We start from the raw sequence: 24427 nt of genomic DNA, 5'->3' as shown, positions 1-24427 counted from the left end.
TCCGCATATTTAAAATCTAAACAGCACAATGACCCCCATACAGGCACTGCAAAAATATTTTGGATACAGTGCCTTCAGGCACCGGCAGGAGGAGATCATACAACATATTTTAGATAAAAAGGATGTACTTACGCTGATGCCCACCGGCGGCGGCAAATCCTTATGTTACCAGTTGCCCGCCGTGCTGCTTAACGGCCTCACCATTGTGATTTCGCCGCTTATTGCGCTGATGAAAGACCAGGTTGATGCGCTTAATGTTAACGGCATTCCGGCAGCGTTTATTAATTCAAGCCAATCCACACAGGAGCAAATAGACATCAGCACCCGCCTTAAAAACAACCAGCTAAAGCTGCTGTACCTTGCCCCCGAGCGTTTGTTCGGTAAAGAGAGCAAGCTGATGGATTTTTTGAAGACCCTGCCTGTTGCATTGATCGCTATTGACGAGGCACATTGCATCTCGCATTGGGGGCATGATTTCAGGCCGGAATACCTGATGCTGGCCGGTTTAAAAACCGAATTCCCGAAGGTGCCGGTTATTGCGCTTACCGCTACAGCCGATAAGCTTACCAAAAAGGATATTCTCGAAAAATTAAATCTTAAAAACCCCGAAGTATTCATCTCGTCGTTTAACCGCGAGAATATAACGTATAGGGTTACCCCTAAAAGAAACAGCTTTAATCAGCTGCTTGCTTTTTTGAATGACCGCCGCGACGAATCAGGCATTATTTATTGTTTGTCGCGTAAATCAACCGAAAGCCTGGCCGCCGACTTAAAAGAGGAGGGCTTTTTAGCAGATGCTTATCATGCAGGTTTACCAAATGAAGTTAAGGCCCGCACCCAGGAAGCTTTTTTGCGCGATGACGTGCGGATTATTGTGGCTACCATTGCCTTTGGCATGGGTATTAACAAATCAAATGTGCGCTATGTAGTGCACATGGACCTGCCCAAAAACATTGAGGGCTATTATCAGGAAACTGGCCGCGCCGGCAGGGATGGCTTACCCTCAGATGCACTGCTGCTTTTTTCGCCGGGCGATGCTGTTAAGCTGAAGCAGTTTGCCATGGTGGAAGATAACCCCGACCAAAGCCGCATTATGTTGAAAAAGCTGGATGATATGGTGACCTATTGCCAGTTGCATGCCTGCCGCCGGCAATTTTTACTGAAATATTTTGACGAAGATTTTCCGCCCAACTGCGGGTCATGCGATTTTTGTTTGACTGAATTTATCCGGTTTGACGCGACCCTGATTGCCCAAAAAGCACTTTCGGCAGTGGTGCGGCTAAAAGAACGCTTTGGAGCGGCTTATGTAGTTGATTTTTTAAGGGGGTCAAAAAATCAGAACATCCGCGAAGAGCATAAACAGCTAAAAACCTATGGAATTGGCGCCGATATCAGCAAACCCGATTGGCAACGCTACCTGCGTGAGCTAACGGCGATGGGCTATTTGCAGGTCACCGATGATATGTACCCGGTTTTAAAGCTCACCCAAAAAAGCGAAGCCGTGCTGAAGGGCCTGGAAAAAGTGGAACTGGTAGCAACTGAAACCGTTGAAGAGCAGCATCCTGCAACCGAAGCACTGCCTTTTGAAGCCGTACTGATAACTGAGCTGAAAGCCATCAGGCGCGATATTGCACTGCATGAAAACGTGCCGCCGTATGTGATCCTTTCAGACGCCAGCCTGCAGGAAATGGCTACCTACTTACCCCAGAGTTTGGATGAGCTGAGGCTGATCTCGGGCTTTGGCGATATTAAACTAGCCCGCTATGGCCGCGAGTTCCTGCTGCCGGTAAAAAGTTATTGCGAAAAAAATGGACTCTCGTCAAAAATAAAAAGCAAGGCAACCAACCGCGGGCGCAAAACTAAAACGGGTGCTAAAACAACCGGAACCCGGTCATCAGACACCGCCAGGGAAAGCTTTACCTTATACAAGGCAGGTAAGCCCATTAGCGAGATTGCAGCCTTGCGCGGGCTTGCTCCAACCACCATTGAAGGGCATTTAAGCTTTTATATTTACAAAGGCGAAATGGACGTTACTGAATTGGTGAGCACCCAAAAGATGCCCGCCATTAAAGACGTTGTTGAAAGTTATGGCGCCGGAAAGCTGGCACCCATAAAAGAGGTTTTGGGAGATGAATATTCCTACGGCGAGATCAAAGCGGTGATAGCCTGGATGCGGAAGAACGGCGATATTAGTTAGCGCCTCCCGAATATAATACTGCTTTTATTTAGTGATCTGACCTGTAATTTTGGCGCTCCAGTACCAGGCCATTTTGGGATCTTCGCGCAATATGCTATCCAATAATTTATGGTGATTATCCGGCCCATCCTTAAAAAACGAAGTGTCGTGATGCGTTTTCAACAGGTCGGTTTTTAGTTGTGTCGCAAATTGTTTGTAGAGGTCGGCAAGGATCTCATTTTTGGAGGCCTCGGCAAGGGCAACATAAAAACTCACATGCGCATCTACACAGTCCTCAATTAAATTATCATTTGCTGCTTTCGTACGCTTTTTTAAAAAATGCTCCAGTTTTGAAATATCATTACCGGTTCGGTTCATGGCAGCCTTTTCAGCCATTTTCATCTCCAGGATCTCGCGTACTTCGTCAATGTGTTTGGAAGACGCCCTTTTAAGCCGCTGGCCCAGCGGCTCATTGATGCCTGAACTATCTTCAACAAAAGTGCCTATCCCCTGCTGTACCCTTACAAAGCCGGAATTCGCCAGGATCTTTATGGCTTCCCTGATGCTTGAACGGCCTACACCGAAGGCTTTCATCAATTCTGATTCAACGGGCAATTTCTGATTTAATTGATAGTGGCCCGTAAGGATGCGTTCCTGTAACTGGCGCGCCACCTCATCGGCTAATGACTTTCGGGAGATAAGGGTTGGGTTCATCGTGTCATCTGGTAGCTGTAAATATACAGCAAGTTTTAAATAAAGCCACCGGATTTGGGATTATGGATTTGTTAAATTTCAAAAAATACGCCTTTGTTTGCCACGCTTTTCATTAATTCATCTTAATCTCACGCTGATTTTACTTTGTATGGCTAATTTTGCATTCCTACAAGCGCACCTGTTATGCAAAGACGATTACTCCTAAAAAATCTTGGCGGCCTGTTACTGATCCCCGCCCTGCCGTTTAAAAGCAGCCCCGCCGACCGTAAGCCGGTTTTGCGCGTTGCTCATCTTACCGATATTCACTTAAAGGATAAGTGGAGTGCGCCCGCCCGGTTTGCAAAATGCCTGCACCATGTACAAAAACAAAAGGGTGTTGATTTTATATTAAATGGCGGCGATGTGGTGTTCGACATGAACAAAGAGAACCTGGATACCATAAATACCCAATGGCGGTTATGGCACTCAACGCTTAAATCGGAGTGCAGCCTGCCAATGCACTATGTACTGGGGAACCATGATATCTGGTGGAACGAAGACGATAAAGGACAGGCCATCTATGGCAAAAAATATGCGATGGACCAGCTGCAGCTTGCCTCACGCTATTACAGCTTTACCGCGAATGGATGGAAGTTTATTATGCTGGACAGTGTGCACCTTGACCTTGATAACACATGGTACATAGGTAAGCTCGGCGACGAACAGTTTAACTGGCTGGAGCAGGAACTGAGCGCAACACCCCAAACAATGCCGGTTTGCGTGCTGTCACACATCCCTGTTCTTTCGGCTACGCTAATGGTTGATGATATTGAAGCGGGCAGTAACAAATGGGAAATCCTTGGTGGCGATATGCATACCGATACCAACAGGATCATCAGTTTATTTTACAGACACTCCAACGTAAAGCTCTGCCTTAGCGGCCACATTCACCTGCGCGATAAGGTGGTTTACAACAACGTAACCTATATCTGCAACGGCGCAGTAAGCGGGGCCTGGTGGGAAGGTAATAAACGCGAAACCGCGCCCGGCTATGGTTTGATTGACTTTTACGATGATGGCACCTTTAAAGAGGAATATATTAATTACTGATTTAAACAGCGGTTGAAATTTTGCTTTTAAAAATGAAAAGAATGTTATAGCTTTATGGTGATTTTACTACTAACCTATAACCCTTATCATAATGGCCAATCAAAACCTGCGGTTTCATGAAAGCCCTGTCAACGCCAAAGTTTCCAATAAAAAACAATCGCAGCCATTTACCGTTGCCGATTATCTTTTAACCCGCCTTAAACAGTTAAATGTTACGGAAGTATTCCAGATTCCCGGCGACTATGTTAAACATTTTACCCAAGCCCTTGAATATTTCGATGGGATAACAACCATTGGAGCTATTAATGAGCTGGATGCGGCTTACGCCGCCGATGCTTACGGACGCACCCGCGGCCTCGCCGCCGTATCCCTTCAGTATGGTGTGAGCACATTTAGCGCGCTTAATGCAATTGCCGGAGCGTATGTAGAGCTGAGCCCTGTTGTGGTGATCAGCGCCTGCCCGGGGGCAGACGCCCGCAATATAGGCAGCATGTACAATGTACTTTACCACCACTCAACCGGCAACCTGGCTGCAGACCAGGAAGTTTATGCGCACGTTACCGTTGCCGCCGAAACGCTCAGCTCATCGGTTGGTGCCGCCGAAAAAATAGACAATTTACTAATTGCCGCTATTACCCATCAAAAACCGGTTTATATTGCCTGTTACAAAGAGGTTTGGGGCGAACCTTGCCCCAAACCGTCAAAAACGCCATTAAAGCCGCTGGTTATAAAAAGCGATCCGCTGGCGCTTGAAAATGCAGTTGCACAGGCCTGGGCACAAATTACTGCGGCAAAAAACCCAATGATATTTGCCGGGGTAGAGGTGCTGCGGCATGGCCTGTCGGGCTTGTTACAGCAACTTATTGATGCAAGCGGCTTTCTTTACACCACCACCAGCCTGGGCAAAACCGTGCTGGACGAAAAGGGCGATAAATTTGTTGGCACCTATAGCGATGCCGCTTCCATCCAAAGCGTTACCGAACTGGTAATCGCAGCCGATTGTTTCCTTACCCTTGGCACCATTATTACCGATGATTACCTGATTTTTATTGAAAGCAAATATGCCGATATGGTGCTGGCCACCACACAACAGATCAGGGCTGGCTATTTTATTTATGAGAATGTTACCATGAAGGATTTTATGGAAGCATTGCTGCATTTGTTTAAAATCACCAAAGGCTATCCGCTAAAAACCGTGGCCCCCGCCCAACCCATTTATCCCGAACCCTGGCTCTCCAATTCTGATCCCCAATGGAATGACCAGCCGGATGTTATTACTTACAACCGGTTCTTTCAGCACGCTATGAAGTTTTTAACCGATAACCACATGCTGAAGGATATTGTGATGACCTACGGCGTAAGCTCGTCCCTTTATGTCGCTACCAACGCTTATGGCTTGTCGCAAAACAGCTTTATCTCGTCGGCAGCGTGGCAGTGTATCGGCTATGAAACAGGGGCCGCATCGGGAGCACAGCTAGGCAGCGGCAAACGCGCCTGGACCGTAGCCGGCGACGGTGGTTTTATGATGGTTTGCCAGTCGCTCTCCACCCTTGCCCGCAACAACCTTAATGCGGTAATATTTGTAATGAGCAACGGCGTATATGCCATTGAGCAGGTGTATGTGGACATTACCGCGTTCGAGCCGGGGCCGCAGCATAAGTTTGATGCTTTTGATATCCTGCCGCAATGGGACTACCTGGCGCTGGCCAAAGCATTCGGTGCCGAAGGCTACACCGTAAAAACAGTAAAAGAGCTTGAGGCGGTACTTCAAAAACTAAAAACAAAAACCAATAAACCCACGCTGGTTCAGGTGGTTATCCCTGAAAAAGACCTGCCCGGGCAAATGCAGCGGCTCGGATTGGAATAACCCTTAATTCAGCTTAATTATCTCGCTAACTCAAATTAATCAATAAAATCACCCTGCATAAAACCTAAATCAACATGAAAAATAAAACGTATTCCATTTTTGGTGCCGGGGCCTCAGGCCTTTATACCGCATGGCGCCTGCTTAACGGTGAAACCAGCGGCGAAGCACACCAATCAAAACAGCTTCACGAAGGTGACACGCTGGAGCTGTACGACTGGGGCCAGTATGATTTCTCAAAAGAGCATAAAGGAACCCGGGCAGCAGGAGCCCGCGTTTGTACCTGGCATTACCAGGACGAAAAATCAAATTCATACCTGGAGCTGGGCGGTATGCGCTACTCGGAATGGGATGGTAAAAATGATGCTATGAGCGGTGGGCACCGCCTGGTTACCACCGTAATTAAACAGCTGGGCCTGGATAAATATTCCATCCCGTTTAATGAGTCTACCAACCCGCTTTATTATTTGCGGACAAAAAATATGTACTATAACGACATCAGCAAGGACAACCCGGCACCGTATAATGTTAAGAACGATGGTGCCAGCCAGCCGCCTGATAATGGATTTAATATTGTTGAAGAGCTTGCCGTTACAAAAGATACCGGGCCTCAAACCCGCGCCGAGTGGTGCAAATTTTACCAGGAAGGGCGCATTACGGCCGAAACTTCTGAATCATCTGTTTTTCAGAAAGGCGACCTGCTAAAAAATATCGGTTACTGGAACCTCATGTTTGATCAACTGGGATCAGAGGGGTATAACTACACCAACGATGGCAATGGCTATACCTCCAACGTAATTAACTGGAACTCGGCAGTTGCGTTCCAGGCCAATAACGAGTTTACGCCAGGCACAGAGTATAAAACCCTTACCCACGGGTATTCCAGCATGTTTAATGCTTTGTTTGATGCCATTGTGAAACTGGCTAAAGAAAAAGGGGTTAATTTTGAGTACCACCCGAACACCCGCCTGCACTCTATTTTAGAAATTGACAATGTTATCCATTATACCATTGCCCGGCGCGAGGACCCGAATAAAAAATCGGCTTCAAAAACAACCGCTGCCGCATGGCTGGCTATGCCGCGCGGATCGCTGGACCTTGTTGCCCAGGCCACCCGTTATGAAAACCATAAAGGGCTTGACGTGCTGAACCACCGCAAAGTGCAGCTGTACCTGGAATCGGCAGTGTTGCAGCCATCGTATAAGGTTGGGATGTTTTTTGATTCGCCGTGGTGGATGGCTAATGCCCCGTTCCCGCCACCTTATCCGGCACCCATCATTAGTTATGAGGTAACCACCGACGTATTGCATGCACTGGCAAAAGAGGGCTATCCAAAACAATACCTGGTTGAAATTGAAAAGAGCAAGAACCCGGTAGTTATTGAAACGCCGTTCGCTTCGGCGGCAGATTTGGTAAGCACCGTTGAAAAAATCATTGGTGCATCGCTTTCGCTGGCGCAAAAAGCACAGTTGCTTGATGCGTCTGAACGTAATACTATTGGCCCAAGTGTTACCGATACCCCTATTCGCCAGGTGGTATATTTCGGTAATAATGCGCTGGATCAGAATGCGAAACCAGTTTACGGCATCCTGGCCAGCTATGATGACGAGCAGTTTACCAGTTTTTGGGAAGAACTGGAATATTCCACCGACTCGGTTGAAAAAACTGCCTTTTCAGAAAACTACCAGCCCCTTATTGGCCCGCGTAAGGCTCCTGATGTGATGGTAAAAATGCTGCGCCAGCAACTGGCAGCGGTACATTTTGGCCCTTATGCTGATTATAGCGCTGTGCCCGAACCGCTGGAAACACGTTATATGGATTGGTCGCTGCCGCCTTTCAATGCGGGTTACCATGCTTATGCGGCACACTATGATATTTGCGATGTGCAACAAAAGATCCGCAAACCATCGCAACTGATAAAAGGTGCCGACGCCAATATTTTTATAGTTGGCGAAGCATACTCAAATGACCAGGCCTGGGTTGAAGGTGCTTTTTGCACAGCAGAATCAGTATTGAACGATTTTTTTGGAATAAAGCCCATCATCAGTAATAAAGAATACCCCTTCATTTGCCCCTGCAGCTAACAGAGCTGGTAACTGATTATAAAAGCGGGGGATATTGGTTAAGCCCGCTTTTTTTATGCCCCCAAAACAGCCCAGCTATTATTTTGTATTTATAAAAACCTCACCCTGAGAAAAAAACCACTTTCAAAAATCCTTAACACCTTAAATCCGGCAAAATACCTACTTTTGCACAAAATTTATATACCTGCAATATGAGCACTACAAAAGGCCCTATATCCCAGTTTATTGAAAGAAATTACCTGCACTTTAATGCAGCAGCGCTGGTTGATGCCGCAAAAGGTTATGAAACACACCTGCTTGAAGGCGGTAAAATGATGGTAACCCTTGCAGGGGCCATGAGCACAGCCGAACTCGGCATTTCGCTGGCAGAGATGATCCGCGAAGGTAAGATCGACATCATATCATGCACAGGCGCTAACCTGGAAGAAGATATTATGAACCTGGTGGCGCATTCGCATTACAAACGCGTACCGCATTACCGTGACCTTAGTCCGCAGGATGAATGGGACCTGCTCGAGAATCATTATAACCGTGTTACCGATACCTGTATCCCCGAGGAGGAGGCCTTCCGCCGTTTACAAAAACATATCCACAAGATCTGGAAAGATGCCGACACTAATGGCGAGCGCTTTTTTCCGCATGAATTTATGTACAAGATCTTAAACAGTGGCGAACTGGAACAGTATTACGAAATAGATCCTAAAAACTCATGGATGCTTGCTGCTGCAGAGCGCAACCTGCCGATTGTGGTACCCGGATGGGAAGACAGCACAATGGGCAACATCTTTGCATCATACGTTATAAAAGGCGAAATAAAGCCTACCACCATGAAGAGCGGCATTGAGTATATGGCCTGGCTTGCAGACTGGTACGTTAAAAACTCAGCAGGTAAAGGAATTGGCTTTTTCCAAATTGGCGGCGGTATTGCCGGCGATTTCCCGATATGCGTGGTGCCAATGCTTTACCAGGATATGGAAATGCCTGAAATCCCTTTCTGGAGCTATTTCTGCCAGATCTCTGACTCAACAACCTCTTACGGCTCCTATTCAGGTGCTGTACCAAACGAAAAAATAACCTGGGGCAAGCTGGATATCCACACCCCTAAATTTATTGTAGAAAGCGATGCTACCATTGTCGCACCGTTGATTTTTGCCTGGATATTGGGGCAATAGACTAAAATTATTTGTCTTTATAAAAGCCAGGTGTTGTCTGTTGACAAGCACCTGGCTTTTTTGTTTGATGATATTACAGAGCCCGCAAAATACCAATTTTTTTAGTATTTTGTTTGATTCCTTATTTACATTAAGTTATATTGCATTTTTATCACAATAATGAAAAAGGAAGTAATAGTTGAATTATTTAGTCAGTTTGAGCAGGCTTGTTATAATTACAGCGGCGTTGAATTTTGGAGTGCCAGAGAGCTTCAGTCAATATTGGGTTACTCCCGTTGGGAAAACTTTGTGAATGCAATAAACAAAGCTAAAATTGCTTGCGAAAATGCTGATTCAAATGTATCTGACCATTTTCGTGATATCACGAAAATGGTTTCGATTGGAAGTGGCGGCCAAAGAGAGGTTGAAGATATTGCATTAACCCGTTATGCCTGCTAAATAAGCCATCACGCTGGTAAAACAATAATTGGGTTATTTGCTTAAATTAGCTACATTGTTTTCTCTTTATGAAAAATTACTACCTGTATTTATTACTGATTTGTATGGCAGCCATATCTGCCTGCTCGCCAAAAGGCCCTTACGCACTTACCAATAAAGTTTATAAAGATAAAACCAAAGATTTTGCTGAAACCATAAAAAAGGAGCAGCCCGCCATGCTTACCGACAGTATGGGGATGGCTATCCCGTCGGAGTTTGTGGGAACTGTTAACTTCGGTATCCGGAAACCAAACTACGTGATCATTCACTTTACCGCGCAGGACTCTGTACAGCAAACCCTGAAAACATTCACCGTTACCCAAACGCAAACCAGCGCGCATTATGTGATTGCCAAAAATGGCAAAGTGTTCCACATGGTGAATGATTACCTGCGGGCCAACCACGCCGGCCTGGGTAAATGGGGCAGCGTTACGGATATGAACAGCTGCTCTATAGGCATTGAAATTGACAACAACAGTAAAGAGCCTTTTACTGATCCGCAGATCAGCAGCCTGCTGATACTGCTGGCGCAGCTTAAAAAAACGTATAACATTCCGCAGGCAAACTTTATAGGGCACCAGGATTTTGCGCCAAAAAGAAAGCCCGATCCGGGCCCGCTTTTTCCGTGGAAGACCCTTGCCGCGCACGGTTTCGGCTACTGGAGCGATGACCTGCTGGAACTTCCGCCGGATAATTTTGACTATACCATTGCGCTTAGGCTTATCGGTTATGATACATCTGACATAAATGCTGCCTTAGTGGCTTTTAAACGGCATTTTATCCAAACAGATGTCAGCCCGCAACTAACGCAGTTGGATTTAAATGTGCTGTACAACGTTTACGCAAAATACAGCCTGCAATAAGCACTTAAAGAGGAAAAAAACGGCAACTGCACACTATTAATAGATGCAGGTTACTTTTTTGCTGTAAACTCACCATTCGTGATGGTATAAACCATCGACTGTCCCTCAAGATCATCTTCGGCAAATAACTTACCCGAAAATGTCCCCTTAACTGTAGCCGAAGTAACTTCCGTAACAGTTACCGTTCCCTCTGTATTGCCGGGTTGGGTGTTAAAAACGTTAGTTGCGGTGGTAAAATAAAACAATGTGGCGGCATCAACCTGGCTAATTGACCTGCCGATTGGATAGGTTTGCCCTGACTTTAAAGTATTGAAATCGTGTGTTAACGCTACCTCGAAACTGGTGGTTCCGTGTTTGGAATTGGTGATATTGACACCCGTAATCATCACTTCACTGGTGTTTCCAACGGTGGTGGCTTCCGCATAGCAGGAGTTAAAACTTATAGCTTTCCCGTTGCAATTAAATTTCATGGCCATTCCTGGTGATGAACCAGAGTCGTTCTTTTTACAGGAGTTAAATAGCAGACCAATTAAAAGTGCAGGCAGGATTAGTTTAGGTATTATTTTCATTAAAGGTTAATAGGTTTATTGCAAAAAACGGTTTAGAAACGGAAAGCGTTTTTTTTAACTTCCCTTAAAATAATTGATCTGCAGCCGGTGCCTGAGCAGCCGGCTGCAGATCAGTAGCTGCCTGTTATTTTTTAACCCAGCCATCTTTAAGTGTAACGGTACGGTTAAACACCAATTTATCAGCTGCCGGGTTTTTATCGACGGTAAAATACCCCTTACGCATAAACTGGTAACCTTTGCCCGGTATAGCATTGGCCAGATCTGGCTCAATATATACGTTATTTAATACCTGCAGGCTATTAGGGTTTATGTAGTCTTTAAAATCGCCATCCTCATTTGATGGATCTTCAACCTTAAACAAACGATCATACAAACGCACTTCCGCAGTTTTAGCATGAGGCACGCTAACCCAGTGGATGGTTCCCTTAACATGGATGCCGCTGGTATCATTCTGCGATTTTGATTCGGGTATGTAAGTACAATGAATTTCGGTTACATGGCCATCAGCATCTTTAACAAAGCTTTCGCACTTTACAATGTAAGCGCTTTTCAGCCTAACCATAAGGCCAACGCCCAGGCGGAAAAATTTCTTCGGCGGCTCCTCCATAAAATCCTCACGCTCAATCCAAAGCTCATTACTGAAAGGGAGTTCGCGGCCGCCTTCACCACCTTCAACTTCGGGATTATTTTCGCTGAAAAGCATTTCGGTTTGTCCTTCGGGGTAATTGGTGATCACCATTTTTATCGGGTCAAGCACCGCCATGCGGCGCCATGCTGTTTTATTAAGATCCTCTCGAATGCAGAACTCCAGCAGGCTCACATCAATCATATTCTCTCGTTTGGCAACACCAATCCGTTCGCAAAACTCGCGGATAGATGCCGGTGTATAACCACGGCGGCGTAAACCGCTAATGGTAGGCATCCTTGGATCGTCCCAGCCCTCAACCTGTTTTTCCTCAACCAGCTGCAGCAGTTTGCGCTTGCTCATTACGGTATAGTTAAGGTTAAGCCTCGCAAATTCGTATTGCTTTGACGGGAAGATGTCCAGCTTTTCAATAAACCAGTTATATAGCTCGCGGTGCGAAACAAATTCAAGCGTACAAACGGAGTGGGTTATTTCTTCAATTGCGTCAGATTCGCCATGCGCAAAATCATACATCGGGTATATGCACCATTTATCACCGGTACGGTGGTGATGGGTATGTTTAATACGGTACATCAGCGGATCGCGCATCAGCATATTAGGTGATGCAAGGTCAATTTTGGCGCGAAGTACTTTTGCACCGTCGGGATATTTGCCATCCTTCATTTCGGCAAATAACTGAAGGTTTTCTTCCACGCTGCGGCTGCGGTACTGGTTTGGGGTACCAGGCTCGGTGGGCGTACCTTTTTGCGAGGCTATCTCTTCGGCAGTGCTGTCATCAACATAGGCCAGTCCCTTTTTTATCAGCCCAACAGCAAATTCATACAGATTATCAAAATAATCTGATGCATAAAACTCATTGGCCCAGTTAAAGCCAAGCCACTTTACATCTTCCTTAATGCTGTCAACGTATTCGGTTTCTTCTTTACTTGGGTTGGTATCATCAAAGCGAAGGTTAGTTTGGCCACCGTAACGCTGCGCCAGGCCAAAGTTTAAGCATATAGATTTGGCGTGGCCAATATGCAGGTAACCATTAGGCTCGGGCGGGAAACGGGTAAGCACGCGGCCATTGTTTTTGCCGGCAGCTAAATCCTCTTCAACTATCTCCTCTAAAAAATTTAATGATCTTTCTTCGCTCATGATGTAATTAAGAATTGGCAAAGGTAATAAATTGGAATTTGATAGGCTAACGTTAATGTGAAGCGCAGGGTGCGAAAAACAGGACTGGAGCCCAGCTGTGCAAATGATGCCCTATAAAACGCGCTATAAATTTCTTCCCGTTTTCTTCTTACTTTTACCGCAAACCAATCCGCCTTTGAATGAGCAAACCATTTAACCGCCCCATACGTGTTTTAGTTGCCAAAGTTGGGCTTGACGGGCACGATCGCGGCGCACGTATTATAGCTACTTCCCTGCGTGATGCGGGTATGGAAGTAATTTACACCGGCTTGCGCCAAACGCCCGAAATGGTTGTAAACACCGCTTTGCAAGAGGATGTGGACGCCATTGGTATTTCGATACTTTCGGGTGCGCATATGACTGTTTTCCCGAAGGTGATGAACCTGATTAAGCAAAAAGGAATGGACGATGTGCTGGTAACCGGTGGCGGTATTATTCCGCAGGATGATATGGATGCACTTAAGCAAATTGGGGTAGGCGAGCTTTTTCCGCCGGGCACAAGTACGCACGATATTGTGAAATATATAACCGATTGGGTGCACCTGCACCGTAATTTTTAATTGCTGATAACATGTTATTCCAAAATTTACTGATAGACGATAAAGAGCGGATAAGGTATATTATTATCAGTCGCGAAAGCAAACTGAATGCGCTTAACAAGGCTACCCTTGCCGAATTACATAATGCAATTACTGATGCCTTTAGCAGCCCCGCCGTGGGCGGTATCATTATTACCGGCGCTGGCCAAAAAGCTTTTGTTGCCGGGGCTGATATAGCAGAGTTTGTTGAACTTGATGCCGGGGGAGGCCGAATGCTGGCACAGCAAGGACAAACAACTGTTTTTGATTTGATAGAAAATGGCAATAAGCCTGTTATAGCCGCAGTTAATGGTTTTGCTTTAGGCGGAGGTCTGGAACTGGCCATGGCCTGCCACATCCGCATAGCTTCAGATAATGCTAAAATGGGCCTGCCCGAAGTTACATTGGGTCTCATTCCGGGCTATGGCGGCACCCAGCGGTTAACCAGCCTGGTAGGTAAGGGGAAGGCACTTGAAATGATCCTTACTGCCGATATGATAACCGCTGCCGAAGCACATCAATACGGATTGGTTAACCATGTTGTGAGCCAGGAAGAATTGCTAACTAAAGCAGAGGAAATTTTAAATAAAATGCTTTTGCGCGCGCCATTGGCACTTGCCGCAGCTATAAAAGCGGTTAACGCCGGCACCCGTAATGGTGTTAACGGCTTCGAAACCGAAGTTGAAGAATTTGGAAAATGTTTCGGAACTGCTGATTTTAAGGAAGGCGTCTCGGCGTTTTTAGCCAAACGAAAAGCTGATTTTAAAGGAAATTAATCCGATTTTGACACTGTTCTGACTATTATACCCTATTGGTCAAAAATTAATTTGCTGTTAATCAAACGATTGAATAATCGTGACAATAGGATGAAACATTATCCTAAATTGTGCTGTTACTTTGTACTGTGTTAACAAAAACACAATAATTAAATAACACATATAGTCATGAAAAGTACATTTAAAATTTCAGCTTTAATTTTAGCTTTTGCCGGAATCACATTAGGCGCAAAAGCACAAACATCAACTTCTACTACTAAAACCTCAACTTCATCAAACGGAGTAATTTTAAGCGTAGGCGTTGACGCTGGTATCCCTACAGGCAATTTATCAACCTATTACAATTTTAGCATTGGTGGTTCAGTTCAGGCTGATATCCCTGTTGCTCAAAACTTATTTGTTACATTAAACGCTGGTTACAACAGCATTCAGGGTAAAAATAACATTGCAAGCCCGAATGGTGCAACAACTTTTGACGCTACTAACATTCAGTTATTACCGGTAAAAGCAGGTTTAAAATACTTTGTAGTTCCAAACTTTTATGTTCAGGGCGAAGCAGGTGCTGCATTTTCTTTAAGCAAAGCCGACAACAACTATGACAAATCTGCTGCATTTATTTATGCACCGCAAATTGGTTACCAGTTCCCGCTGGGTGGCAAAAGCTATATTGATGCAGGTGTAAGGTACGAAGCCTCAACTAAGTTTAACAGCACTATCGATGCCAGTAAAGTAAACTTCTTTGGCTTACGTGTTGCTTATGCATTTGGTTTATAATTATACCAAATAATAAGCCGCGGTGCAGCTGCCCGTTAACTTAAAAACCAGTTGAAAATAAAATAAATTATTTTCATTGCTGATGCCTGACGGACAGTGCATTAATACTTTTAGCACTTACATTTACCTATAAAAAAGGAAGCTTTCGGGCTTCCTTTTTTTATAGGTATAACTTTTTGTCCTCCAAAAACGTATGATGGGATTAAATTTATAAATTAGCGGACGATCACGTTTAATTCACAGTAAAGTCCCTTTTTGCTAACGAAAATTCCTTTATGAAGAAAATACTCATCATTGATGATGAAGTTAATGTTGCTTTATTACTATCGAAGTTCTTAACACGTAACGGCTTTGATGTAACTACTGCTTCCACTGGGAGTATTGGTATGGAATACCTGAAAAACGGCGACTTTAACCTGGTGCTTTGTGATTTCAGGCTGGAAGATACCGATGGGCGAGAAATGCTGAAAAACATAAAAACGCAATATCCAAAAACCGGCGTAATTATTATAACAGGGTACTCTGATATTAAAATGGCGGTGGAGCTGATCAAGATGGGGGCGTATGATTACATTACCAAACCATTATATCCCGACGAAATTTTAAATACCATTACCAAAGCCATAGAAACACACCATGCGTTGGTGGAAGATAAGGCAGAACCGCTCAGCCATGACAAATCAAGCCGGGAAATTAAAAAACAGGTTTTTGCCAACGACTTTGTTACCGGCACCAGCAAGGTGTCAAAAGAATTAACCCGGCAGATAGAGCTGGTTGCCCCAACTAACTACAGTGTGATTATATTGGGCGAAAGCGGTACGGGTAAAGAATCTGTCGCAAAGAGTATTCACCTGAATAGCCCGCGTCATAACCAGCCATTTATCGCGATGGACTGTGGTTCGCTTACCAAAGAACTTGCGGCCAGCGAATTTTTTGGCCACGAAAAAGGGTCATTTACCGGCGCTTTATATACCAAGATCGGGCATTTTGAAATGGCCAACGGCGGTACTTTGTTTTTAGATGAAGTAGGCAATCTTTCGTACGAGATCCAGGCGGCGTTACTAAGAACCGTACAGGAAAGAAAGGTGAAAAGGATAGGCAGCACGAGAGAGATAAACCTGGACGTGCGCATTATTATTGCTACAAATGAAAACCTGCAGGAAGGGATCCAAAAAGGCAGGTTTAGGGAAGACCTTTACCACCGTTTTAACGAGTTCAGCATATTTATACCCCCGCTGCGGGAACGCGGTAACGACATTATGCTGCTGGCGCATCATTTTTTAAAGATAGCCAACCAGGAGCTTGGGCGTAACGTAACTTCGTTTTCGCAGGAAGTTATTGACAGCTTTATGAGTTACCGCTGGCAGGGAAACATCCGCGAGATGAAGAATGTTGTTCGCCGGGCTACCCTGCTTACCGAAGGTAATGAGATAACCATGAAGGCGCTGCCGCTTGAAATTTCGAACTTTAAGATCCCGGTTTATGATTACACACCACAGCAGGCAGAAGTTCATGACATTAAAGAAAACAGGCACGATTTAAAGAATGCGGCCCTTGAAGCGGAATATGAAACTATATTAAAAGTACTTAGAGAAGTTAATTTTAATAAAACAAGGGCTGCAGAAATATTAAACATTGACCGTAAAACTTTGTATAATAAAATGAAGGCCATTAATATTAAGTAACATGGATGGAACGGCAAATGCCGGGCAAGTGCAACCGGCCGATGATAATAACCAGCAATTACGGGCGTTGAAGCATGATGTTAAAAATCAGCTCTCAAACATTCTGCTGGCTATTGAACAGCTGCGTTACGAGATTCCTGAGCCCTCTGCCGATTGTTTATTCTACCTTGATTCCATTTCAATGAGTTCCGCTACAATTGACAAATTGCTCAATGAAGCCGGCTGATTTTCGTCGATAGTTTTTTTCTGCTCTTCCAAAACTTTTTTCCTTCCCTGCGTTTAATAATTATAATTTAGGCCTTAATGTCAATTTTTAATTACAAGCAGCGCAACAACATCATCCTGACGAGTATTATCATACTGGGCTGTTTTTTAATTTATGCATTAAGCAGTCTGTTCAGCTCTATACTGGGTGCCATTGTGCTCTTCACCATATTCCGCCCAATTTACCTGCACCTTGTTGAAAAAAAAGGATGGAATAAGACCCTGGTTACCATGATGATCATTCTAACATCGCTTATTGTGATCGTTATCCCCATGATGTCATTAAGTATCATGGTAGTGAGCAAGATAGGTAGCATTGGTAAAGAATCTTTTAACCTGCAGGAGTGGGTTTCAAAAATTGACGATTACGCAGGCTATCATTTTAACCAGCCGCATATAGCCGAAAATACGCTTCAAAAATTAGGGTCTTATGCAACCGAGCTCTTTCCGTCAATTCTGGGCAGCGCGGCTCAAATTATCATAACCCTGCTGGTGATGTATTTCCTGTTGTATTTTATGTTCACCCAGGTGCGTGAATTTGAAAACGGGCTTTTAAAATATGCGCCTTTCCGCGAACAACATGCCATTAAGTTTGCCGATGCATTACGTAACTCTACTTATTCAAATGTTTTGGGCCAGGGAATTATTGCAGTAACACAGGGAACATTGCTGGCCATGAGTTTTTTCGCCTTCGGGCTGCCCGACGCCGTATTCTGGGGCGTTATCGGCACATTTATATCCTTTTTACCCGTGGTTGGCGCGCCAACGCTAACCATTCCGGCGGGCATTATACTTATTGCCCAGGGGCATGAGTTAAAAGGGATAATGTTAATGGCAGTGGGCCTGCTGGTAATTGGCAACATTGACAATGTGCTGAGGATGATGATCAACAAAAGGGTGGGCAACACACACCCTATCATATCTATAATAGGGGTATTTATTGGCGTTCCGCTGTTTGGCATTTTAGGTTTGGTATATGGCCCGCTGTTACTGTCGTACTTTTTACTGCTATTGGAGATCTATGAAACCAACCGCATGGCTGCCGACAGGCTTGAACGGATAAAAACCGGGCCCGAAGGGTAAGTGCTAAACACCGGTGTTTGAAAACGCCGTAGAAAAGCAACATTTAAGGAATATTATAAAACCTGCAGTTGTGGAGTATGGGTAATACCTAATATGACAACTAACTGTCTATATTTGTAAATATGGACAATTCAACAATGAAAAGTCCGTTTTGGTAACATTTAACAACATATTTCATCAAAATCAAAACAATTAGTCAACTTAAAAATTTATAGTAGTATGAACGATAACTCAAAAGTATTTGTCGCTTTGCTTGTAGGGCTGGCGGCAGGAGCAGCACTAGGCATATTATTTGCGCCTGACAAGGGAAACGAAACCCGCGATAAGCTGGCCGATTCATTAAAAAATCTTGGCGACTCAATAAAGGAAACAGCTTCAGCCGAAATAGAAAATCTTATTAATTTAAAAGATAAGGTAGTTGATAATATTAAATCAAAGATCAGCAGCGCTGAAGAAGAATACCAGGACGATTTGGAACACGCATAAATTAAGTGATAAGCCTTAAGCCCGGAGTAACAATATAAACAATACTGACTCCGGGCTTAGGGCTTACTACTCCAGACTAAAAAATATGGACGCCGAAAAAGAAACACATCCACCCATTATTGATCAACTTAGAGATTACGCTGAAACCCGGATTAAACTGGCAAAATACCAGGCTATTGAGGGAGGCACCTCCATTGCAGCCAGCCTTATTGCTGATGTTGTTACCGTAGTGGCTATGGTGCTGGCATTCATCTTTGCCAGTTTTACACTAGCTTTTTACCTGGGCAGTGTGTTCGGTGCCGACTGGATAGGCTTTGGTTGTGTGGCCATTGTTTATTTAATAATAGCGCTCTTCATTAAATACAACAAGCAGGCCATTGAAAAACCGATCGTTAATGCATTTATCCAAAAGATCTTTAAATCCTAATAACCAATGGACATACCTATTAAAAATATAAGCGATTTAAGGAAAGAGATTTTACGCCTTAAAGATGAAGAACGGGAACAAGGTGTAGCCATCGGCCTTCGGTTTAAAAACTTTTCATCAACAATTTCAACCATCGGGACCTTGTTTCCAAGGTCGGTTGGGGCGGACGGAAAATCCACCAGTTTTTTTGACCAGGATATTGTTGGCTTAATATCCCGGTTTGTTTTACCTTTTACACTTAACAAAACCATCTTCCGCAATTCGGGATTTCTGGTAAAAACCCTGGTTGGACTGGTTTCTCAAAAAGCTTCACACTTTATATCTGAAGACTCCGTGCTGGGTGTATGGGATAAGGTGAAGTCGATGTTCGATAAAAAGGAAAAAAAAGCTAAAAATCCTGAGCGGAACGTAATCCCGCCTTTAAGCGAGGCTTCCTGATTACATCTTGAACATTTACAGCCTACTGAAAATATATTCCCCTTGTTACTTATTAATGCTTGCTTAATACTAAAATAGTATATTCGAATAAATTTTTATTCGAACTATATGTACAGCATTATTCAACACCTTCATTCCGGTTTCAGGTATATCGTATTTTTACTGCTATTGGTGGCCATAATTCAATCCTTATTGGGCTGGCTGGGTCAAAAAGCCTATACCGAAACCAACCGCAAGATCAATTTATTTGCTTTAATATCAGCACACACACAACTGCTTATAGGTATAGTGCTTGCATTTTTAAGTCCGCTGGTTCAGTTTAGCAGTGATACCATGAAAAACGAGGTTACCCGGTATTTCACTGTAGAACACTGGGTTGGCATGGTAATCGCCATTGTTTTAATCACCATCGGCCACAGTAAAGCCAAAAAGATCATCCTTCCGGAAAGCAAGCACCGCACTATTGCAATATTCTATATCATAGCCTTTTTGATAATCATCGCCACAATTATGGCGGGCCATTTGCCTGTTTTGGGTTCAAGGGCATAAAAAAGTACAGAAAAAATTTGCCAATTCAATTTTCTTTATAAATTTGTGACCGTAATGATAAAGATCAATCATAAAAACAGCTGGTGGCACCAATTAATTTTGGCAGCCGGTTAAATTTTTGATCTGAACAACTAATCAATTATAAACCTAAATAGGAAACCCGGCGACCCTCATTCGCCGGGTTTTTTTGTTTTACTATCCTGTTAAAAAGAATATGAAGAAATATAAGATTATAACCACTCATAAAAAGTTACTTGCCGATACCACCACGCCGGTAAGCATATACCTGAGGCTGCGTGACGTTTTCCCAAATTCATTGCTGCTGGAAAGCTCAGATTACCATAGCCGCGAAAACAGTGTAAGTTATGTTTGCTGCGAGCCGATCAGCGGCTTTGTTTTGAATGACGGAGCGCTTAAAATTACCGCACCTGATAACAGCGAAGAGAACTATGCCCCCGGCACCTTCGACCTGATCAGCAAGATAAATGATTTTATAGGCAGTTTTGATACCAGCCCTTACCCTGGTAAAATTATCTCAAACGGCATTTTTGGCTACTTTACTCACGAAGCAGTTGAACACTTTGAAACCATCGTACTTAAAGAAAGTGCAGATACGTCGCGCAAGGTGCCGGTTATGCAATACCATATTTACAGGTATATCATCGCAATTGATCACTTTAAAAACGAGCTCTATATTTTTCAAAACCAGCCGGAAGGTGAAACGGATAATAACGGCCTCGGAAAACTGTCCGACCTGATCCGCAACAAAAACTTCCCCGAATATGGCTTTGAAAGCAAGGATCAAGAGCAATCAAACCTTACCAATGAAGAGTTTATGGCTGTGGTTGAAAAAATGAAACAGCATATTTACCGTGGCGACGTGTTCCAGATCGTCCCATCGCGTGGCTTTTCAAGAAAGTTTTCGGGCGATGAATTTAATGTTTACCGGGCCTTGCGTTCAATAAATCCGTCGCCTTATTTGTTTTATTTTGATTATGGCGATTTCCGGATCTTTGGCTCTTCGCCTGAAGCACAAATTACCGTAAAGAACCAAGTGGCCAGCATATTTCCTATTGCCGGCACATTTAAGCGCAGTGGCGACGATGAAAAGGATGCGGAAATAGCGCGGCAGCTGGAAAACGATCCAAAAGAGTCGGCAGAGCACGTAATGCTGGTTGACCTTGCCCGTAACGATCTGAGCCGCCATTGCGGCGATGTACAGGTAAAGGCATTTAAAGAGGTACAATACTATTCGCACCTCATTCACCTGGTATCGCATGTAAGCGGCAAGCTGCTGCCCGGGGTTTCGTCATTTAAAGTGGTAGCAGATACTTATCCTGCCGGTACCTTAAGCGGCGCGCCAAAATACCGTGCAATGGAGATTATTGATGAGAACGAAAAAACCAAACGCAGCTTTTACAGCGGCGCCATTGGCTTCCTTGGTTTTAACGGCGACTTTAACCACGCCATTATGATTCGCTCGTTTCTAAGCAAAAACAACACGTTGCATTACCAGGCAGGTGCCGGGATAGTAGCTGGCTCAATAGCTGAAAGTGAACTAAAAGAAGTGGATAATAAAATAGCCGCGTTAAGAAAAGCAATAGAATTGGCGGAGGAACTGTAGCGAAAGTTAGGAGTTACAGGTCGGCAGTTGGCACAGCCGGTAGAAAAAAGGAACAATAAATAACCGTGCCTTAGTTACGGAACGCGGCGGATGCAGGGCAGGGAGTTTTCAAAAAATAAAACAATGAACGACAAAATTTTAATAATAGACAATTACGATTCATTCACCTACAACCTGGTGCACCTGGTTAATGAAATTGGGATGCAATGCGAAGTGTGGAGAAACGATAAATTTAATATTGATGATGTGGCCGCTTATGATCGCATTATCCTTTCGCCGGGCCCGGGAATACCATCAGAAGCAGGCTTACTGCTAGAAGTGATAGAAAAATACGCGCCTATAAAAAGTATCTTTGGGGTTTGCCTTGGTCAGCAGGCCATAGCCGAAGTGTTCGGTGGCCGGCTATACAACCTCTCTCAGCCCATGCACGGCATTGCTACTCCCATAAAGGTAACTGATAAACAAGAGAAACTATTTACCGGCCTGCCTGAAAGCTTTAAAGTTGGGCGGTACCACTCCTGGGTTGTGGATGGCGACGCTTTACCGGCTTCGTTGAAAATTACCGCTATTGACGAAGTAGACAACTCGCTGATGGCTTTAAGCCACAAGGAATATGATGTACGCGGCGTACAGTTTCACCCGGAGTCAATCCTTACTGAATTTGGGAAAGAAATGATGCAGAACTGGTTGAGTTAAATGATGGTTTTAAGTTTGGCGGCTAGCATGATAACTACGGAAAACAGGCTAAAGGCCAAATGACTAATTATTTTATAAAATGAACATCTTAGATAAAATTGTAATCAATAAAAAGCGTGAAGTGCTGAGTGCAAAAAAACGCACTTCATACACCCAACTGGAAGAATCGGATCTTTTTCAACGAGATTGTTATTCTTTTAAAGATTTCCTGCTGGACCCTGTCCGCACCGGAATTATTGCCGAATTTAAGCGCAAATCTCCGTCAAAAGGCATCATTAACGACCGCGTTAGCGTAAAGGCAGTTACCAACGGCTACGCCGCCGCCGGGGCTTCGGCGCTATCGGTTTTAACAGACCGTAATTTCTTTATGGGCAAAAAGGCCGATCTTGTGGCCGCCCGCCAGGCAAATACTATCCCGGTACTGCGCAAAGATTTTATGATAGATGAGTACCAGGTAATTGAAGCAAAATCATTGGGGGCAGATATTATTCTGCTTATTGCCGCTATACTTACGCCTGCAGAAATAGATAAACTGGCTTCGCTGGCAAAAAGCCTGGGCTTAAATGTGCTGTTAGAAGTGCACAACCTGGAAGAACTGGAACGGAGTATTAACCCTAAGCTGGACGCCATTGGCGTGAATAACCGCAACCTGGCCGATTTCACCGTTTCGGTTGAAACATCATATCAACTGGCACCTCATATCCCGCAGGAATTTTTAAAGATCTCGGAAAGCGCCATCAGTAATCCCGAAACCATTAAACAGTTAAAAACTGCAGGTTTTAACGGCTTTTTAATTGGAGAAAACTTTATGAAACAGGCGGATCCGGGCCTGGCCATGGTGGAGTTTGTAAAGGAACTTTAAGGCATAATTAGCCTGGTTTTCGGCGCTGAAAACCGGCTAAATTTTCATTTATTTAAAAATTACTACTTTTGCATCATGGAAATTCTACCCCATGATCTCCAAACGTACCTTGATGAGCACTGCGAACCGGAGCCGGAAGCATTGCAAAGCATCAACAGGGAAACCTACCTGAAGGTATTGCGGCCGCACATGTTATCGGGCCATTACCAGGGCAGGGTGCTTAGTTTCCTCAGTAAAATGATTGGGCCAAAACGTATTTTGGAGGTAGGTACCTTTACCGGTTATGCTACCATTTGCCTTGCGGAAGGCCTTACCGATGATGGCGAGATCCATACCATTGAAGTGAACCGCGAGCTGGAGGAAATGCTGAATTCACATTTTAAACTAACAAATGTTGGCAAAAAAATAAAGCTGCATTTTGGCGATGCTACCGCGATAATTCCGGATTTACCCGTTAATTATTGGGATTTGGTATTTATTGATGCTGACAAAAAGAATAATTATACCTATTTTCAACTTGTCTTAGACAAAGTAAGGTCCGGCGGATTAATAATAATTGATAATGTTTTGTGGAAAGGAAAGGTATATGGCGAAGCAAATGATGCCGATACACAACTTATTCGCGAACTAAATGACCAAATTTCCGTAAACAGCCAGGTAGAGAAAATGATTCTGCCCGTGCGCGACGGATTGTTGGTCATCAGAAAAAAGTAAATTATGAAAAAACTCGTACTGGTTGCACTATTGCTGGCCTCAACCCTTTTGGTTTCAGCGCAAAAAAACACTGCAAAATCATACATTGAGCAATTTAAAGACGATGCCATTAAAATAATGCATGAAACCGGCGTACCGGCAAGTATTGTACTCGGCGTTGCCATGCATGAGTCGGGATGCGGAAACAGCACCCTGGCACAAAATTTAAACAACCAGTTTGGTGTTAAAGGCGGCGGCGGCGCTGTTTTTTACAAACATAAAAAGTTAGTAAAAACCAAATACAAACGCTACGATTCGGTATTTGATTCGTTCCAGGATTTTGCCCGTATCATGACAGAACGCAGGGAATTTAGCGGCCTTGCCGACAAATTTACCCATTTTGATTATACAGGCTGGGCAAAGGGCATTCAGAGCCGGGGTTATTGCAGCAGCCATAAATGGGCGGCACAGGTAATGGGCCTCATTAAAAAATACCAGCTCTATGACCTGGACGAAAACCCGGCAAACAAACAAAACACTGCCAATCAGGATCAAATAGCTCAAAACAATTAAGAAAAATCACAAATACGCCCCGATAACGAAACTTACAGGTTAAAACCTGCGTTATAAGTCTAAACCGCTGAAAGTGTTGCTTTCCAGCG

At 44.2% G+C, this 24427-nt stretch carries 25 protein-coding genes; 22 read left to right on the top strand and 3 right to left on the bottom strand.

What is annotated here, in order from left to right; genetic code table 11:
- Positions 1-28: 28 nt before the first annotated feature.
- Positions 29-2197 carry a DNA helicase RecQ gene (gene recQ, locus MuYL_RS02855; protein ID WP_094569087.1) on the top strand — a complete coding sequence of 723 codons (2169 nt, stop codon included), beginning with the start codon at positions 29-31 and terminating at the stop codon, positions 2195-2197.
- Between the two features lie 24 nt (positions 2198-2221).
- Here recQ and MuYL_RS02850 read toward each other — a convergent pair whose 3' ends face one another.
- Complete coding sequence (locus MuYL_RS02850; protein WP_094569086.1) at positions 2222-2890, bottom strand: FadR/GntR family transcriptional regulator; 669 nt, start codon at positions 2888-2890, stop codon at positions 2222-2224.
- A gap of 183 nt (positions 2891-3073) precedes the next feature.
- On the opposite strand from MuYL_RS02850, the gene MuYL_RS02845 reads away from it, so the two are divergent.
- The 6 genes from MuYL_RS02845 to MuYL_RS02820 all read left to right on the top strand — a co-directional run bounded on the left by MuYL_RS02845 (position 3074) and on the right by MuYL_RS02820 (position 10439).
- A complete protein-coding gene (locus tag MuYL_RS02845; RefSeq protein WP_094569085.1) occupies positions 3074-3979 on the top strand; it encodes a metallophosphoesterase family protein in 906 nt (301 codons plus the stop codon).
- A gap of 91 nt (positions 3980-4070) precedes the next feature.
- Positions 4071-5846, top strand: coding sequence for an alpha-keto acid decarboxylase family protein (locus MuYL_RS02840; RefSeq protein WP_094569084.1), 1776 nt, complete (start codon positions 4071-4073; stop codon positions 5844-5846).
- 74 nt (positions 5847-5920) lie between these two features.
- Entirely contained in the window at positions 5921-7927 is a 2007-nt protein-coding gene (locus MuYL_RS02835) for a flavin monoamine oxidase family protein (protein ID WP_094569083.1), read from the top strand.
- Between the two features lie 191 nt (positions 7928-8118).
- Positions 8119-9099 carry a deoxyhypusine synthase family protein gene (locus tag MuYL_RS02830; RefSeq protein WP_094569082.1) on the top strand — a complete coding sequence of 327 codons (981 nt, stop codon included), beginning with the start codon at positions 8119-8121 and terminating at the stop codon, positions 9097-9099.
- Positions 9100-9258: 159 nt separating this feature from the next.
- Positions 9259-9537: a BRO family protein gene (locus MuYL_RS02825; RefSeq protein ID WP_094569081.1), complete on the top strand. Its 279-nt coding sequence runs from the start codon at positions 9259-9261 to the stop codon at positions 9535-9537.
- 68 nt (positions 9538-9605) lie between these two features.
- The gene (locus MuYL_RS02820) at positions 9606-10439 is read left to right on the top strand and encodes an N-acetylmuramoyl-L-alanine amidase (RefSeq protein WP_094569080.1); all 834 of its coding nucleotides are present in this window, start codon (positions 9606-9608) and stop codon (positions 10437-10439) included.
- 50 nt (positions 10440-10489) lie between these two features.
- On the opposite strand, the gene MuYL_RS02815 is transcribed toward MuYL_RS02820, so the two are convergent.
- Both MuYL_RS02815 and MuYL_RS02810 read right to left on the bottom strand, forming a co-directional pair.
- The gene (locus MuYL_RS02815; RefSeq protein WP_094569079.1) at positions 10490-11008 is read right to left on the bottom strand and encodes a hypothetical protein; all 519 of its coding nucleotides are present in this window, start codon (positions 11006-11008) and stop codon (positions 10490-10492) included.
- Between the two features lie 124 nt (positions 11009-11132).
- The gene (locus MuYL_RS02810; RefSeq protein ID WP_170309720.1) at positions 11133-12791 is read right to left on the bottom strand and encodes a glutamine--tRNA ligase/YqeY domain fusion protein; all 1659 of its coding nucleotides are present in this window, start codon (positions 12789-12791) and stop codon (positions 11133-11135) included.
- Positions 12792-12970: 179 nt separating this feature from the next.
- On the opposite strand from MuYL_RS02810, the gene MuYL_RS02805 reads away from it, so the two are divergent.
- From MuYL_RS02805 to MuYL_RS02735, 15 genes are all read left to right on the top strand, one after another.
- Positions 12971-13390, top strand: a complete 420-nt coding sequence (locus tag MuYL_RS02805) for a cobalamin B12-binding domain-containing protein (RefSeq protein WP_094569078.1) — start codon at positions 12971-12973, stop codon at positions 13388-13390.
- 11 nt (positions 13391-13401) lie between these two features.
- Positions 13402-14184: an enoyl-CoA hydratase/isomerase family protein gene (locus MuYL_RS02800; protein WP_094569077.1), complete on the top strand. Its 783-nt coding sequence runs from the start codon at positions 13402-13404 to the stop codon at positions 14182-14184.
- Positions 14185-14352: 168 nt separating this feature from the next.
- Positions 14353-14958 carry an outer membrane beta-barrel protein gene (locus MuYL_RS02795; RefSeq protein ID WP_094569076.1) on the top strand — a complete coding sequence of 202 codons (606 nt, stop codon included), beginning with the start codon at positions 14353-14355 and terminating at the stop codon, positions 14956-14958.
- A gap of 275 nt (positions 14959-15233) precedes the next feature.
- A complete protein-coding gene (locus tag MuYL_RS02790) occupies positions 15234-16643 on the top strand; it encodes a sigma-54-dependent transcriptional regulator (protein ID WP_094569075.1) in 1410 nt (469 codons plus the stop codon).
- A gap of 1 nt (position 16644) precedes the next feature.
- Positions 16645-16869 (top strand): hypothetical protein, encoded by a 225-nt coding sequence (locus tag MuYL_RS02785; RefSeq protein ID WP_094569074.1) that lies wholly within the window; start codon positions 16645-16647, stop codon positions 16867-16869.
- A gap of 77 nt (positions 16870-16946) precedes the next feature.
- Complete coding sequence (locus tag MuYL_RS02780) at positions 16947-17990, top strand: AI-2E family transporter (RefSeq protein ID WP_094569073.1); 1044 nt, start codon at positions 16947-16949, stop codon at positions 17988-17990.
- Between the two features lie 219 nt (positions 17991-18209).
- Entirely contained in the window at positions 18210-18476 is a 267-nt protein-coding gene (locus MuYL_RS02775) for a YtxH domain-containing protein (RefSeq protein WP_094569072.1), read from the top strand.
- A gap of 85 nt (positions 18477-18561) precedes the next feature.
- Positions 18562-18903, top strand: coding sequence for a phage holin family protein (locus tag MuYL_RS02770; RefSeq protein WP_094569071.1), 342 nt, complete (start codon positions 18562-18564; stop codon positions 18901-18903).
- Positions 18904-18909: 6 nt separating this feature from the next.
- Positions 18910-19341, top strand: a complete 432-nt coding sequence (locus tag MuYL_RS02765; protein ID WP_094569070.1) for a hypothetical protein — start codon at positions 18910-18912, stop codon at positions 19339-19341.
- Between the two features lie 108 nt (positions 19342-19449).
- Positions 19450-19890 carry a cytochrome B gene (locus MuYL_RS02760; protein WP_094569069.1) on the top strand — a complete coding sequence of 147 codons (441 nt, stop codon included), beginning with the start codon at positions 19450-19452 and terminating at the stop codon, positions 19888-19890.
- A 214-nt stretch (positions 19891-20104) separates the two neighbouring features.
- A complete protein-coding gene (locus MuYL_RS02755; RefSeq protein WP_094569068.1) occupies positions 20105-21514 on the top strand; it encodes an anthranilate synthase component I family protein in 1410 nt (469 codons plus the stop codon).
- Between the two features lie 123 nt (positions 21515-21637).
- Complete coding sequence (locus MuYL_RS02750) at positions 21638-22210, top strand: anthranilate synthase component II (protein ID WP_094572835.1); 573 nt, start codon at positions 21638-21640, stop codon at positions 22208-22210.
- A 79-nt stretch (positions 22211-22289) separates the two neighbouring features.
- Positions 22290-23072 (top strand): indole-3-glycerol phosphate synthase TrpC, encoded by a 783-nt coding sequence (gene trpC, locus MuYL_RS02745; RefSeq protein WP_094569067.1) that lies wholly within the window; start codon positions 22290-22292, stop codon positions 23070-23072.
- A 75-nt stretch (positions 23073-23147) separates the two neighbouring features.
- On the top strand, positions 23148-23786 hold the full coding sequence (locus MuYL_RS02740) for an O-methyltransferase (RefSeq protein WP_094569066.1): 639 nt from the start codon (positions 23148-23150) through the stop codon (positions 23784-23786).
- Between the two features lie 3 nt (positions 23787-23789).
- Complete coding sequence (locus tag MuYL_RS02735) at positions 23790-24338, top strand: glucosaminidase domain-containing protein (RefSeq protein ID WP_094569065.1); 549 nt, start codon at positions 23790-23792, stop codon at positions 24336-24338.
- The last annotated feature ends 89 nt before the right edge of the window (positions 24339-24427 follow it).

This window comes from Mucilaginibacter xinganensis (genome assembly GCF_002257585.1).
GTDB lineage: Bacteria > Bacteroidota > Bacteroidia > Sphingobacteriales > Sphingobacteriaceae > Mucilaginibacter > Mucilaginibacter xinganensis.
The sequence above is the reverse complement of the archived record's forward strand: the minus strand, read 5'-3'. Positions and strand labels throughout refer to the sequence as shown.